At 55.4% G+C, this 13,367-nt stretch carries 15 protein-coding genes; 11 read left to right on the forward strand and 4 right to left on the reverse strand.

Features of this window, described 5'->3' with window-relative positions:
* Positions 1-23 precede the first annotated feature (23 nt).
* The 9 genes from thpR (at position 24) to panD (ending at position 7,089) form a co-directional block, all read left to right on the forward strand.
* Positions 24-551 carry an RNA 2',3'-cyclic phosphodiesterase gene (gene thpR, locus GC087_RS18885; protein WP_033740295.1) on the forward strand — a complete coding sequence of 176 codons (528 nt, stop codon included), beginning with the start codon at positions 24-26 and terminating at the stop codon, positions 549-551.
* An 11-nt stretch (positions 552-562) separates the two neighbouring features.
* Positions 563-1,267, forward strand: coding sequence for a DNA/RNA nuclease SfsA (gene sfsA, locus GC087_RS18890; protein ID WP_033740294.1), 705 nt, complete (start codon positions 563-565; stop codon positions 1,265-1,267).
* Positions 1,268-1,514: 247 nt separating this feature from the next.
* The gene (gene dksA, locus GC087_RS18895; protein WP_006117731.1) at positions 1,515-1,970 is read left to right on the forward strand and encodes an RNA polymerase-binding protein DksA; all 456 of its coding nucleotides are present in this window, start codon (positions 1,515-1,517) and stop codon (positions 1,968-1,970) included.
* Between the two features lie 70 nt (positions 1,971-2,040).
* Positions 2,041-2,922: a tRNA glutamyl-Q(34) synthetase GluQRS gene (gluQRS, locus tag GC087_RS18900; protein ID WP_058708999.1), complete on the forward strand. Its 882-nt coding sequence runs from the start codon at positions 2,041-2,043 to the stop codon at positions 2,920-2,922.
* Positions 2,923-3,008: 86 nt separating this feature from the next.
* Positions 3,009-4,427: a polynucleotide adenylyltransferase PcnB gene (gene pcnB / locus GC087_RS18905; RefSeq protein ID WP_203232196.1), complete on the forward strand. Its 1,419-nt coding sequence runs from the start codon at positions 3,009-3,011 to the stop codon at positions 4,425-4,427.
* The gene (folK, locus tag GC087_RS18910; protein ID WP_185199901.1) at positions 4,424-4,909 is read left to right on the forward strand and encodes a 2-amino-4-hydroxy-6-hydroxymethyldihydropteridine diphosphokinase; all 486 of its coding nucleotides are present in this window, start codon (positions 4,424-4,426) and stop codon (positions 4,907-4,909) included. The genes pcnB and folK overlap by 4 nt, the downstream gene beginning before the upstream one ends.
* Before the next feature lie 83 nt (positions 4,910-4,992).
* Positions 4,993-5,787, forward strand: a complete 795-nt coding sequence (gene panB / locus GC087_RS18915; RefSeq protein ID WP_324029029.1) for a 3-methyl-2-oxobutanoate hydroxymethyltransferase — start codon at positions 4,993-4,995, stop codon at positions 5,785-5,787.
* Positions 5,788-5,802: 15 nt separating this feature from the next.
* Positions 5,803-6,657, forward strand: a complete 855-nt coding sequence (panC, locus tag GC087_RS18920; RefSeq protein WP_006117725.1) for a pantoate--beta-alanine ligase — start codon at positions 5,803-5,805, stop codon at positions 6,655-6,657.
* Between the two features lie 51 nt (positions 6,658-6,708).
* Positions 6,709-7,089, forward strand: a complete 381-nt coding sequence (gene panD, locus GC087_RS18925) for an aspartate 1-decarboxylase (RefSeq protein WP_033740289.1) — start codon at positions 6,709-6,711, stop codon at positions 7,087-7,089.
* 52 nt (positions 7,090-7,141) lie between these two features.
* Here panD and GC087_RS18930 read toward each other — a convergent pair whose 3' ends face one another.
* Entirely contained in the window at positions 7,142-7,912 is a 771-nt protein-coding gene (locus tag GC087_RS18930; protein WP_006117722.1) for an ABC transporter permease, read from the reverse strand.
* Positions 7,909-8,835 (reverse strand): ABC transporter ATP-binding protein, encoded by a 927-nt coding sequence (locus GC087_RS18935; RefSeq protein ID WP_006117721.1) that lies wholly within the window; start codon positions 8,833-8,835, stop codon positions 7,909-7,911. The genes GC087_RS18930 and GC087_RS18935 overlap by 4 nt, the downstream gene beginning before the upstream one ends.
* Before the next feature lie 106 nt (positions 8,836-8,941).
* On the opposite strand from GC087_RS18935, the gene can reads away from it, so the two are divergent.
* Positions 8,942-9,607, forward strand: coding sequence for a carbonate dehydratase (can, locus tag GC087_RS18940; RefSeq protein WP_033740288.1), 666 nt, complete (start codon positions 8,942-8,944; stop codon positions 9,605-9,607).
* A 59-nt stretch (positions 9,608-9,666) separates the two neighbouring features.
* On the opposite strand, the gene hpt is transcribed toward can, so the two are convergent.
* Positions 9,667-10,212, reverse strand: coding sequence for a hypoxanthine phosphoribosyltransferase (hpt, locus tag GC087_RS18945; protein WP_324029030.1), 546 nt, complete (start codon positions 10,210-10,212; stop codon positions 9,667-9,669).
* Positions 10,213-10,446: 234 nt separating this feature from the next.
* Between hpt and GC087_RS18950 the strand changes: the two genes are divergently transcribed.
* Positions 10,447-11,730: a cystathionine gamma-synthase family protein gene (locus tag GC087_RS18950; protein ID WP_324029032.1), complete on the forward strand. Its 1,284-nt coding sequence runs from the start codon at positions 10,447-10,449 to the stop codon at positions 11,728-11,730.
* 2 nt (positions 11,731-11,732) lie between these two features.
* On the opposite strand, the gene cueO is transcribed toward GC087_RS18950, so the two are convergent.
* The gene (gene cueO / locus GC087_RS18955) at positions 11,733-13,334 is read right to left on the reverse strand and encodes a multicopper oxidase CueO (protein ID WP_324029034.1); all 1,602 of its coding nucleotides are present in this window, start codon (positions 13,332-13,334) and stop codon (positions 11,733-11,735) included.
* Positions 13,335-13,367 lie beyond the last annotated feature (33 nt).

Here is a 13,367-nt window from a genome sequence, read left to right on the forward strand (position 1 = left end):
CGTGAGGATTACCGGAGACCGCCATGGCGTTACAGCGCTTATTTTTTGCTATTGCCCCACCCGAAGACCTGCAACAGCAACTGGTGCAGTGGCGAGCTGATACCTTCAGTGAGGAGGCAGGTCGCCCGATTGCGGCCGCGAACCTTCATCTGACGCTGGCTTTTTTGGGCGAGGTCTCAGCGGAGACCTCAAAACAGCTGCAAACCCTGGCCTCGCGCATCCATCAGCCTGCTTTTGATGTGACGTTAGATGATGCGGGGCACTGGCCGCGCCCCGGCGTGGTCTGGCTGGGCTGTCAGCGCCCACCCCGGGGATTGCTGCAGCTGGCAAGTCTGCTGCGTGCCCAGGCCGCCCGGCACGGCTGTGAGCAGCCCGCTCAGCCTTTTCATCCACACATCACCCTGCTGCGCTCGGCGACGCAACCCGTTGCCCTGCCCCCTCGCGGCTTTCTCTGGCGCTTTACGGCCAGTCAGTTTTCGCTTTTTGCCTCAGAGTACGTAAAAGGGCGGACGCGCTACCGGACACTGGCCACCTGGCCGTTACAGTCATAATCAGGAGCCCTATGCTTTTTTCTCCCGCCCTCAAACCGGCACGTCTGATTACCCGTTACAAACGCTTTCTGGCGGATGTCATTACGCCGGAAGGCGAGACGCTCACCATCCATTGTGCCAACACCGGCGCCATGACCGGTTGTGCTACGCCGGGTGATACCGTGTGGTACTCCACGTCCGACAGCCTGACACGCAAGTACCCGCACAGTTGGGAGATGACCGAGACGCAGCAAGGCCACTGGATTTGCGTGAATACGTTGCGCGCGAATCAACTGGTAAAGGAGGCGTTAAGCGAAAACCGAATTCTGCCGCTGTCGGGCTACGAAGCGTGTCGGGCTGAAGTAAAATACGGCAGCGAAAAAAGTCGAATTGATTTCCTGCTTACAGCACAGGACCGACCTGAGTGCTATATTGAGGTGAAATCCGTAACGCTTTTACAGGAAGGTAAAGGCTATTTTCCGGATGCGGTGACGATTCGAGGACAAAAACACCTGCGCGAGCTGAGTCAGGCTGCGGCAGAAGGTCATCGGGCCGTTTTGTTGTTTGCCGTTCTGCACTCGGGGATTGAGGACGTTTCCCCGGCGCGTCACATCGATGCGGCTTACGCAGAACAACTGGTACAGGCGCGGCTGAGTGGCGTGGAAATTTTGGCGTACCGGGCAGAACTGTCATCAGAAGGCATGTTTATTACAACGGCTGTTGACGTAACGTTGTAATATCAGTGGCATCCTTCTGTGATAGGACTATCTTCTGTCAGGGGCCAACTACGCTGTTCCTCACAGGCTTGTCAAGATGGGCGCAGGAATAATTGCCAACCTTGACAGCTTCTGTTATTTATAGCGGCCTGTTTTTCCCCGTTGGGGGATCGATGTACCCAAGAGTGCGTCATCAATGAAGGTTAGTGTGAATATACTGGCCGATGGCAATCGAAGGGTATAGTGCGTGTTATCCAGGAGAAACAACATGCAAGAAGGGCAAAACCGTAAAACATCGTCCCTGAGTATTCTCGCCATCGCTGGGGTGGAGCCTTATCAGGAGAAGCCGGGCGAAGAGTATATGAATGACGCGCAACTGGACCATTTTCGCAAGATTCTGGAAGCCTGGCGTAATCAATTGCGGGACGAAGTTGATCGCACCGTTACACACATGCAGGATGAAGCCGCTAACTTTCCGGACCCGGTTGACCGTGCCGCTCAGGAAGAGGAATTCAGCCTGGAACTGCGTAACCGCGATCGCGAGCGCAAGCTCATTAAAAAGATCGAAAAAACGCTGAAGAAAGTTGAAGATGACGACTTTGGCTATTGCGATTCCTGTGGCGTTGAGATCGGTATCCGCCGTCTTGAAGCGCGTCCGACGGCCGATCTGTGCATCGACTGTAAGACACTGGCAGAAATTCGTGAGAAGCAAATGGCGGGCTAATGTTGCCGTCTGACTGCAGCCATGCGGCGGGAAAAGGCCCTCTTTTTCCGCCGTCTGGTTCATGAAACCTATGGCATTCTCATCCTGTATCGGGCGCTTTGCGCCGTCTCCCTCTGGTGAACTCCACTTTGGATCGCTGATCGCTGCCTTAGGCAGTTACCTTAGCGCACGCGCGCAGCATGGCCGCTGGCTGGTGCGCATTGAGGATATTGATCCTCCCCGTGAAGTCGCAGGGGCCGCCACGCGTATTCTGCACCAGTTAGAACAGTACGGTTTGCACTGGGACGGTGAAGTCATGTGGCAGTCACAGCGCCATGACGCTTATCGGGACGCCCTGCAGTGGTTAAGAGCGCACCGGCAGAGTTATTACTGCACCTGCAGCCGAAGCCGCATTCAGCAGCTGGGTGGTTTTTACGACGGGCACTGTCGGGATGCAGGTTCAGGTCCGGAGAATGCGGCACTGCGGTTGCGTCAGCATGCGCCAGTTTTCCAGTTTGAAGACCGGTTACGGGGCACGCTTGTGGCCGATCGGCGGCTGGCTGAAGAGGATTTTATTATTCATCGTCGCGACGGCCTGTTTGCCTACAATCTGGCCGTGGTGGTTGATGACCATCATCAGGGCGTCACCGAGATCGTGCGTGGCGCAGACTTAATCGAGCCGACGGTGCGGCAGATTGCCCTTTATCGACAGTTTGGCTGGGCCGTTCCGGATTATCTGCATTTGCCGTTGGCCATCACTGCTGACGGACACAAACTTTCTAAGCAAAATCATGCGCCCGCGCTGCCGGATGGCGATCCGCGCCCGTGCCTGGTGCAGGCCTTACGGTTTCTGGGACAGCCGGTCAGCGAAGGCTGGCAGGACGATTCTCAGGAGAAACTGCTGTCTGATGCTGTGAAGCAGTGGAATATCGCTTTGATACCGCATGATAACGCCCTGAGAGCGGATGCATAGACAACAGCATTCTCAAATGATTCACAACAGGCTATGATTAGCCGCTGATTTTACCTACACCCTAATTGTCACTGTCGAGGTGTCCCATTTTTACCCGAGTCGCTAATTTTTGCCGGAAAGTCCTGAAGCGTGATGACGAGGAAGCACCAGCAGAGGTTGAACCTGAGAGTCATATGACCATCATTCCTCGTGAAAGCCACACCATCTCACGTAAAGACATCAGCGAAAATGCCCTCAAGGTGCTGTATCGTCTGAATAAAGCCGGTTATGAGGCCTACCTGGTGGGCGGTGGCGTTCGCGATTTACTGCTGGGGCAGAAGCCTAAAGACTTCGACGTGACCACAAACGCCACGCCGGAGCAGATGCGTAAACTGTTCCGCAACTGCCGTCTGGTTGGCCGCCGTTTTCGTCTGGCACATGTGATGTTTGGTCCGGAAGTGATCGAAGTGGCTACGTTCCGCGGTCATCATCAGATTGAAGAGAACAGCGAAGATCACAACAATTCCCAGCGTGCCCAGAGCGGTATGCTGCTACGGGACAATATTTTCGGCAGTATTGAAGATGATGCCCAACGGCGTGATTTAACCATTAACAGCCTGTATTACAGCGTGGCCGATTTTTCGGTGCGGGATTATGTTGGCGGCCTGAACGATCTGCAACAAGGCATCATTCGGTTGATCGGCGATCCGGAAACACGCTATCGCGAAGATCCGGTGCGCATGCTGCGCGTCGCGCGCTTCGCGGCCAAACTGAATATGCGCATTGCTCCTGAAACGGCAGAGCCCATTCCCCGCCTGGCATCGCTGTTACGCGATGTACCTGCTGCGCGCCTGTTTGAAGAGTCGCTAAAGCTGCTTCAGGCCGGTTATGGCTACAGCACCTGGCTAAAACTGTGTGAATATCAGTTATTCCAGCCGCTGTTCCCTACGCTGGCACGCAACTTTACCGAACAGGGCGACAGCCATATGGAGCGCATGCTCGCCCAGGTGCTGAAGAATACGGACAACCGCATTCAAAATGATATGCGCGTCAATCCGGCGTTTCTGTTCGCGGCCATGTTCTGGTATCCGCAGCTTGAAGCCGCCGAGCGCATTGCGCAGGAAAGCGGCCTGACTTATTACGATGCGTTTGCCCTGGCGATGAATGATACGCTGGATGAAGCCTGCCGCGCGCTGGCCATTCCTAAGCGCATTACGTCGCTGATTCGTGATATCTGGCAGTTGCAGTTACGCATGTCCCGTCGTCACGGTAAACGCGCCTGGAAGCTGATGGAGCATCCGAAGTTCCGTGCGGCTTATGATCTGCTGGCCCTGCGGGCTGAAGTGGAAAATAACCCGGAGCTGCTGCGCCTGAGTAAGTGGTGGGGAGAGTTCCAGGTCGCTGCGCCGCCGCAGCAGAAAACCATGCTCAACACGCTGGGAGACGATCCGGCACCGCGCAGCCGTACGCGCCGCCCGCGTCGTCGTTCTTCCGCGCCCCGTCGTGATAACTCTAACGCGTCATGACGCGCGTTTATCTGGCATTAGGCAGTAACCTTGCCGATCCGCTGCATCAGATTGATGCAGCGTTGTCAGCGCTGGATGCGCTCACCGGTGTTCAGCGCATCGCCACCTCGTCCTTTTACCGCACGCCACCTTATGGCCCACCCGATCAACCCGACTATCTCAATGCGGCGGTGGCCCTCGAGACCACCTTGTCGGCTGAGGCCTTACTGGATGAGACGCAGCGCATCGAGCGGGAACATGGCCGGGTGCGCAAAGCCGAGCGCTGGGGGCCACGCACGCTGGATATTGATATTATGCTGTTTGGTTCAGAGCAGATTCACAGCGAACGCCTGATCGTCCCCCATTACGATATGCTGAACCGTGCGTTTATGCTGGTGCCGCTGCTGGAAATTGCGCCCGATCTGCGCCTGCCTGATGGCCGTCCGCTCCAGCCGATTATGGCAACGCTTGACTGCGCCAGCATCCGTCCCTGGCACAGCTGACCATCTATTCGCGCGTCACAGATTCCGCTCAGCAACGCGATACAGTAAAATGCGTTCATCTGAATTTCTGAGCTGAGATCGTCATGAAACCCACCACCCTTTCTCATCTGCGTCAGTGCAAAGCGAGCGGTAAAAAATTCGCGACGCTGACCGCTTACGATTTTAGTTTTGCCCGCCTGTTTGCTGACGAAGGCATTCAGGTTCTGCTGGTTGGTGACTCGCTTGGCATGACGGTGCAGGGTCATGATTCCACGCTGCCCGTCACGGTAAGTGATATTGCTTACCATACCGCCGCCGTCCGTCGTGGTGCGCCTCACTCGCTCCTGTTAGCCGATTTGCCTTTCATGAGTTATGCCACACCACAGCAAACTTTTGATAACGCGGCGCAGCTCATGCGCGCCGGGGCCAATATGGTGAAGCTGGAAGGCGGCGCATGGCTGGCCGACAGCGTGCGCATGCTGACCGAACGCGCCGTGCCCGTGTGTGGTCATCTGGGCTTAACGCCACAGTCCGTAAATATTTTTGGCGGCTATAAAGTGCAGGGACGTGATGAAGCCGGTGCAGAGCAGCTTATGGCTGACGCGCTGGCGCTTGAGGCCGCAGGCGCACAGTTGATGGTGCTGGAATGCGTACCGGTTGCCCTGGCCCAGCGCGTAACGCAGGCACTGGCGATTCCGGTGATTGGTATTGGCGCAGGCAACGTGACCGATGGACAAATTCTGGTGATGCACGATGCGTTTGGCATTACCGGTGGACATATCCCTAAATTTGCAAAAAATTTCCTGGCGGAGACAGGCGACATCCGTGCCGCCATTCGCCGCTATATTGCTGAGGTTGAAGCAGGAAGCTACCCCGCAGCGGAACACAGTTTCCAGTAATTCAGGAGAATGGCAGTGCTGATCATCGACACTCTGCCCATGCTGCGCCGTGAAGTGCGCCGCTGGCGTCAGCAAGGTAAACGTATTGCGTTAGTGCCCACGATGGGCAATCTGCACGAAGGGCATTTAACGCTGGTAGATGAAGCGCGTGAGCGGGCCGATATTGTGATCGTGTCGGTTTTCGTTAACCCGATGCAGTTTGATCGGCCTGACGATCTGGCGCGCTACCCGCGCACGCTGCAGGAAGACTGTGAGAAACTGAACCGCCATGCGGTGGATGTCGTCTTTGCGCCCTCGCCTGCTGAGGTGTATCCACACGGGCTGGCTAATCAGACCTTTGTCGAAGTGCCGGTGCTTTCATCTTTACTGGAAGGCGCCAGTCGTCCCGGCCATTTTCGCGGCGTGGCGACCATCGTCAGCAAGTTGTTTAATCTGGTTCAGCCCGATATCGCCTGCTTCGGCGAGAAAGATTTCCAGCAGTTAGCCATCATTCGTAAAATGGTGGCAGACATGGGGTTCGATATCGAGATTGTCGGCGTGCCTACGGTGCGAGCCAGGGACGGTCTGGCCCTGAGTTCACGTAACGGCTACCTCACTGAAGATGAGCGTAAGCTGGCACCTGGCCTGAGCCAGGTGATGAATGCGATGGCCGCCCGACTGGCTAATGGTGAACGGCAGATTGACGATATTATTGAAGACGCAACGCGGTCGCTGCAGGAAAAAGGATTGCGTCCGGATGGCCTGGCCATCTGTGATGCGGAAACGCTGCAGCCTCTGACGGTGGACAGTCAGCGAGCCGTCGTGTTAATGGCCGCCTGGCTGGGGAATGCACGGCTGATCGATAATCAACAGGTAGACCTCACGCAGTAGTCTTGCAGGCTGAGGGTCACTCTTTTTGGCTGTATAACAAGGTTTCTGACTATGATTCGCACGGTTTTACAAGGCAAACTGCATCGCGTTAAAGTCACGCAGGCGGACCTCAACTATGAAGGCTCCTGCGCCATCGATCAGGATTTCCTTGATGCTTCTGGCATCCTGCAATATGAAGCTATCGATATTTATAACGTGACCAACGGTCAGCGTTTCTCTACTTATGCCATTGCCGCTGAACGCGGATCGAAAATCATTTCGGTCAACGGTGCGGCCGCGCGCTGTGCCTGTGAAGGCGACATCCTGATTATCTGCTCGTATGTCCAGGTCGATGATGCAGAAGCGCGCCAGTGGCAGCCTAAAGTGGCCTACTTTGAAGGTGATAACCAGATGAAGCGTCTGGCGAAAGCGCTGCCGGTGCAGCTGGCCTGAGTCTGGTCGCATAAAAAAAAGCAGCGCTAACGCTGCTTTTTTTTCGCCGGTATCAGGTCCGCAATCCGCGGCCCCGCTGAATCAGAAAATACACGGCGATATAAAACACCACGATAAAGGCAATCAGTACCGACATGGTCAAGGTCAGAGGAACATCGTGAATGCCCAGAAAGCCAAAGCGGAAACCGCTGATCATATAAACCACCGGATTAAGTTTTGATACTGCCTGCCAGAAGGGCGGTAACAGCGTCAGCGAATAAAACACGCCGCCCAGATACGTTAGCGGCGTCAGCACAAACGTGGGGATCAGGCTGATATCGTCAAACGTGCGGGCAAACACCGCATTAATCAGTCCCGCCAGCGAGAACAGTACCGCGGTTAGCAGCAGCGTAATGGCCACCATCAGCCATGAATGCACATGAAACGGCACAAAGAACAGCGAAACGGCGGTCACCAGCACACCGACACAGATCCCGCGCGCAACGCCGCCGCCGACATAGCCAGCGATAATAATGTGCGTCGGTACCGGTGCCACCAGCAACTCTTCAATATTGCGCTGAAACTTGGCGCTAAAGAACGACGATGCCACGTTGGCATACGCATTGGTGATCACCGACATCATAATGAGCCCTGGCACAATGAACTGCATATAGCTGAAGCCGTTCATATCGCCGATGCGCGCACCGATGAGGTTACCGAAGATGATAAAATACAGCGTCATGGTGATCACGGGCGGCACCAGCGTCTGGATCCAGATGCGGGCGAACCGGTTCACCTCTTTGGCCCAGATGCTTTTTAACGCCACCCAGTACAAATGTGTCATGCTTTTGCTCCTGTTTTTCCTTGCGTCAGGCCGACGAACAGCTCTTCCAGACGATTCGCTTTATTACGCATACTGAGAACCTGAACGCCCTGTGCGCTGAGCTGGCTAAACACGCTGTTCAGCCCCTGCTCACGCAGGACTTCAACTTCGAGCGTCGAGGTATCCACTAACCGGTACTGGAAACCTTCCAGCGACGGTAACGGGCTGCGCGGGGCCAGATCCAGAATGAAGGTTTCGGATTTGAGCTTCGACAGCAGGGATTTCATTGAGGTGTTTTCAACCAGTTCACCATTTTGAATAATGCCGATATTGCGGCACAGCATTTCCGCTTCTTCAAGATAGTGAGTCGTCAAAATGATGGTCGTCCCCTGCGCATTCAAATCTTTCAGGAAAACCCACATCGACCGACGCAGTTCAATATCCACCCCGGCGGTAGGTTCATCCAGAATCAACAGTTTGGGCGCGTGCATCAGAGCACGGGCGATCATCAGACGGCGCTTCATCCCGCCAGACAACATACGCGCCCTTTCGTGACGTTTCTCCCACAGGTCGAGCTGTTTAAGGTACTTTTCGGCCCGCTGAAGGGCCTCACGGCGCTCGACACCATAGTAACCGGCCTGGTTCACCACGATCTGCATGACCGTCTCGAACGGGTTGAAATTGAACTCCTGCGGCACCAGGCCCAGCTGGCGTTTGGCATTGACGACATCTTTTTCCAGATCGTAACCAAAGACGCGGACACTGCCTTCCGACTTATTCACCAGCGAACTGATAATCCCGATGGTGGTCGATTTGCCCGCGCCGTTGGGTCCCAGTAGCGCATAAAAATCACCGGCTTCAACGTTAAGATCGATGCCCTTGAGCGCCTGTACGCCGCCGGGATAGGTCTTGGTCAGCCGGGAAAGTTCCAGTGCATAGGTCATTCTGAATACATACCCTGTTTTATGGCATTGTAATGCCGTTTGAATTTAGGAAGCCTTCGCCTATAGTACGCGCACGCAAATGCGCAGTAACAGGTTGCTTAACGCCATGACAGACATTGATACCCTGATCAGTAATAACCGCGAGTGGTCCAGATTACTGGTCAAAGAAGATCCTGGTTTTTTTGAGCGACTGGCTCAGGCGCAAAAACCACGTTTCCTTTGGATTGGCTGTTCAGACAGTCGCGTCCCCGCAGAACGTCTGACCGGTCTTGAGCCAGGTGAACTGTTTGTCCACCGTAACGTTGCCAATCTGGTTATCCATACCGATCTTAACTGCCTTTCTGTGGTGCAGTACGCGGTTGAAGTGCTGGAAGTTGAACACATCATCGTGTGCGGCCACTATGGCTGCGGTGGCGTGCAGGCTGCCATGGATAACCCGGAGTTAGGGCTCATTGATAACTGGCTGCTGCACATTCGCGATCTCTGGTACAAGCATAGCGTGTTGCTGGGTGAACTGCCGCCCGATAAACGTCTGGATAAACTCTGCGAAATCAACGTTGTTGAGCAGGTCTACAATCTGGGGCATTCCACCATCTTGCAATCGGCCTGGAAGCGTGGACGTAAAGTCTCGCTACATGGCTGGGTCTACGGTATTCAGGATGGCTGCCTGCGTAACCTGAATGTTACCGCGAACAGCCGCGAAAATCTGGAGCAACGCTATCGTCACGGCATGGCTAACCTGTTAGTCAGTGGCGATTTTCACCGCCCCTGACGCACGCGCGCGACAAGCCTACACGAATCCAGAGGTCAGAGCCTTGGAAGAATGTGCGGTCACTCGCCTGAGGATTCGAGGGGAACCACTTTGCCAATGTAAGACAGATGGCGATAACGCTGCGCATAATCGATGCCAAAGCCCACCACGAATTCATCAGGGATAGCAAAGCCCACGAATTCAACCTGAACGTCGACTTCACGGCGTTCAGGCTTATCCAGCAGCGTACAGATGGCCAGAGATTTTGGCTCCCGCAGACGCAGGATTTCCCGCACTTTGCTGAGCGTATTGCCTGAATCAATGATGTCTTCAACGATTAACACGTCTTTACCGCGGATATCCTCATCCAGATCTTTGAGAATTTTGACATCGCGACTGCTGGACATCCCGCTGCCGTAACTGGAGGCGGTCATAAAATCCACTTCGTGCGGAACGTCAATCACGCGGCATAAATCCGCCATAAACATAAATGAGCCACGAAGTAGCCCTACCAGCACCATATCGCTGCCGCTGTCGCGGTAGTGGTCGGTAATTTCTTTGCCCAGTTCCGCGATGCGCGCGGCGATTGCCTGCTCAGGGATCATTACGTCAACAGTGTGTTTCATTGCCTTCAGCCCGGTCTCTCACAAAGCCACGCAGTCTACCATAACAGAAGTCCCTACTGACGCCGCGCAGAGAACGCAAACGTTTACGTGCACTAAAAATCTTCACCTGTGCGCAGGCAGTTGCACAAACAGCATTACCTTAGAACAACCCGGCATTTAGCCGCATTAATAGCTGCATGATACGATTTTATCGACATATCGTTATGCAGTTAGCGACCTTATTGGGAGATCTCAATGACTTCACCCTCAAGTAAAAAAACGCACGTCGGCGACCGCCCACTGCATCCCGAAACACAAATGCTGAACTACGGTTATGATCCGCGCCTGTCTGAAGGGGCCGTGAAACCGCCCGTCTTTTTGACCTCCACCTTTGTGTTTGACAGTGCAGAAGAAGGCCGCGATTTTTTTGATTATGTTTCCGGCCGCCGTCAGCCTCCCGAAGGTAAAAGTGGCGGACTGGTGTATTCCCGCTTTAATCATCCCAACAGTGAGATTGTTGAGGACCGCCTCGCTCTCTACGAACAGGCCGAAAGTTGCGCGCTGTTTGCCTCCGGCATGGCGGCCATTTCGACGGCGTTGCTGACCTTTACGCGACCAGGGGAAGTGATTTTGCATTCCCAGCCCCTGTACGGCGGTACGGAAACGCTGCTCAGTAAAACCCTGCACAACCTTGATATTCGTGCGGTGGGTTTCACTGACGGGCATGATGAAGCCAAAGTGCGCGAGGCCGCCCAGCGTGCAATGGCGCAGGGACGCGTCGCCATGATCCTGGTGGAAACGCCGGCAAACCCGACGAACAGCCTTGTGAATATCGCGCTGATGGCCCGTATTGCGGACGACATCGATCGTCAGCAGGGTTCACGCCCGGTCGTCGCCTGTGATAACACCTTACTGGGGCCGATTTTTCAGCAACCGCTCACGTTGGGCGCGGATTTATCGCTGTATTCCCTGACGAAATATGTGGGCGGTCACTCTGACCTGATTGCGGGTGCGGTGATGGGAAACAAAACACTTATGTCGCCGATCCGCGCTCTGCGTAGCGCTATTGGCACTCAGCTTGATCCGCATTCAAGCTGGATGATTGGCCGTTCGCTGGAAACGCTGTCGCTGCGCATGGAAAAAGCCTGCCACAACGCTGAAACCGTCGCCGCCTTTTTACGTACACATCCTGATGTCGCCGCCCTGCACTGGTTACCGTATCTGGATGCAGACAGCCCGGCAGGCAGAACCTATCGGGAACAATGCACCGGGGCCGGTTCAACCTTCTCTTTTGACATTGTCGGCGGACAACCTGCAGCGTTTCGTTTCCTGAATGCCCTGACGCTGTTTAAACAGGCCGTCAGTCTGGGCGGGACAGAATCGCTTGCCAGCCATCCTGCCACCACCACCCATTCTGGCGTGCCGGATACAGTGCGTCAGCGCATCGGGATCACCGACGCGACGATACGCTTATCCATCGGTATCGAGAACGCCGGGGATCTGGTGGAGGATATCCGTCTGGCGCTGGCGCAGGCCTGATATCAGGTCACGGTGAAGCCCAGCATCATGCCGGTGTCTTCATGCTCCAGTAAATGGCAATGCGCCATATACGCATGATCGGCGGCGGCAAGGTGGTTGAAGCGCACCAGCACTTCGCTACGCCAGCCGTCGACATTGACCATGTCTTTCCAGCCCTGACGGTGTGGCGCAGGTGGCTTGCCATTTTCAGAAAGAATACGGAACTGGGTGCCGTGAATATGGAAAGGATGCAGCATGCTGTCGCCTTCACCGGAAATGGTCCATTTTTCAACGGTGCCCTGCTTCACATCAAAGGCTGGCCGCGTCATATTAAATGGCTGGCCATTGATTTTATTGCCATTGTGAAAATCGTAGGCAGTCGCGGCCATCCCGTCATGGTCCATCTTCTGATGATCCATTCCCTGGGACGCGCTGTCGTGCTGCATCGCATGATCGTTACCGCCCATAGCCATATCATGGTGCGCACCGTTCCCCATCGCTTTTGCGCCATAGCGTGCCATCAGCGCCTGCATACCTTGCTGATCCAGTTGGGGATCCATACTGAGTTGTAACCAGCGCGATGACAGACCGTCCGTTTTCGGTATGGCCGGTAATGTGGCTAGCTGATCCGGTAAAGTCGCGCTGGCCATGATCCGCAGCGGAATGATATTGACCAGCGGCAGGGGCCGATCAAAGGGAGCCAGCGTCATGCCCATTTGCGAAACAGGTAGCGTCACGATATCAAAAGCCTTGCCATCGGACGTATCGACCATGACTTCAAAGCGCTCGCCCGGCAGGAGCGGAAGGGAATCGACCTTTACCGGCTCAGGCAGCAGACCGCCGTCACTGGCAATCACATACAGTGGGCGTTTATCGCTGGCAGCCAGATGCAGCGAACGGGCATTGCAGCCATTAAGCAAACGCAGACGTAACCATCCACGCGGTACGGCATGCTGAGGATACTGTGCACCGTTGGTCAGCATCATGTCGCCGAACCAGCCCACTGCGGCCCGCATAATATCAAGCTCATAATCGATGCGGTCACCGGATGAGGTGAGCTGTTTGTCCTGAAAAATCAGTGGAACATCGTCGGTGCCCCATTGATTAGGCAGACGAAGCGTCCCTGACGGCTGATCCTCTAACACAATCATGCCGGCCAGCCCCTGGGCAACCTGATGACCCGTTTTGCCATGCAGATGAGGATGATACCAGCAGGTGGCGGCAGGCTGGTCCGGCGTAAACGTCACCTGACGCGTGGCGCCCGGCGCAATGATTCCCTGCGGTCCACCGTCCACCTCGCCGGGGATTTCCAGACCGTGCCAGTGCAGGGTCGTCGCTTCACTAAGCCGGTTATGAATATTGATGGTGGCCGCCTTGCCACGCTGGAGCCGAATTGCGGGCCCCAACAGGCTGCCATTGTAGCCCCAGGTGGGTACGTCTTTGCCCTGCCACTGGCTGATGCCCGGCATCGCCGTCAGGCTGTACTCTCCTTTCGCATCCGCGTCCAGCAGGGAAGGAACCGGCAGCAGTGGCCGACTGGCCGCCATCAGGGATCGGCTCCAGAGCGGCAGCGCCCCTGCAGCACCCAGTGCCGCGCTCAGTTTCAGAAAGTGACGACGTTGCATAATCCGCATCCTTGTAACGAAATGACCTCAAGC

Source organism: Pantoea sp. JZ2 (assembly GCF_035191405.1).
Taxonomy (GTDB): Bacteria; Pseudomonadota; Gammaproteobacteria; order Enterobacterales; family Enterobacteriaceae; genus Pantoea; species Pantoea stewartii.

Coding starts and splice junctions, on each gene's coding strand:
- thpR (WP_033740295.1), top strand. CDS start 24: ATGGCGTTACAGCGCTTATTTTTTGCTATTGCCCCACCCGAAGACCTG.
- sfsA (WP_033740294.1), top strand. CDS start 563: ATGCTTTTTTCTCCCGCCCTCAAACCGGCACGTCTGATTACCCGTTAC.
- dksA (WP_006117731.1), top strand. CDS start 1,515: ATGCAAGAAGGGCAAAACCGTAAAACATCGTCCCTGAGTATTCTCGCC.
- gluQRS (WP_058708999.1), top strand. CDS start 2,041: ATGGCATTCTCATCCTGTATCGGGCGCTTTGCGCCGTCTCCCTCTGGT.
- folK (WP_185199901.1), top strand. CDS start 4,424: ATGACGCGCGTTTATCTGGCATTAGGCAGTAACCTTGCCGATCCGCTG.
- panB (WP_324029029.1), top strand. CDS start 4,993: ATGAAACCCACCACCCTTTCTCATCTGCGTCAGTGCAAAGCGAGCGGT.
- panD (WP_033740289.1), top strand. CDS start 6,709: ATGATTCGCACGGTTTTACAAGGCAAACTGCATCGCGTTAAAGTCACG.
- GC087_RS18930 (WP_006117722.1), bottom strand. CDS start 7,912: ATGACACATTTGTACTGGGTGGCGTTAAAAAGCATCTGGGCCAAAGAG.
- GC087_RS18935 (WP_006117721.1), bottom strand. CDS start 8,835: ATGACCTATGCACTGGAACTTTCCCGGCTGACCAAGACCTATCCCGGC.
- can (WP_033740288.1), top strand. CDS start 8,942: ATGACAGACATTGATACCCTGATCAGTAATAACCGCGAGTGGTCCAGA.
- hpt (WP_324029030.1), bottom strand. CDS start 10,212: ATGAAACACACTGTTGACGTAATGATCCCTGAGCAGGCAATCGCCGCG.
- GC087_RS18950 (WP_324029032.1), top strand. CDS start 10,447: ATGACTTCACCCTCAAGTAAAAAAACGCACGTCGGCGACCGCCCACTG.
- cueO (WP_324029034.1), bottom strand. CDS start 13,334: ATGCAACGTCGTCACTTTCTGAAACTGAGCGCGGCACTGGGTGCTGCA.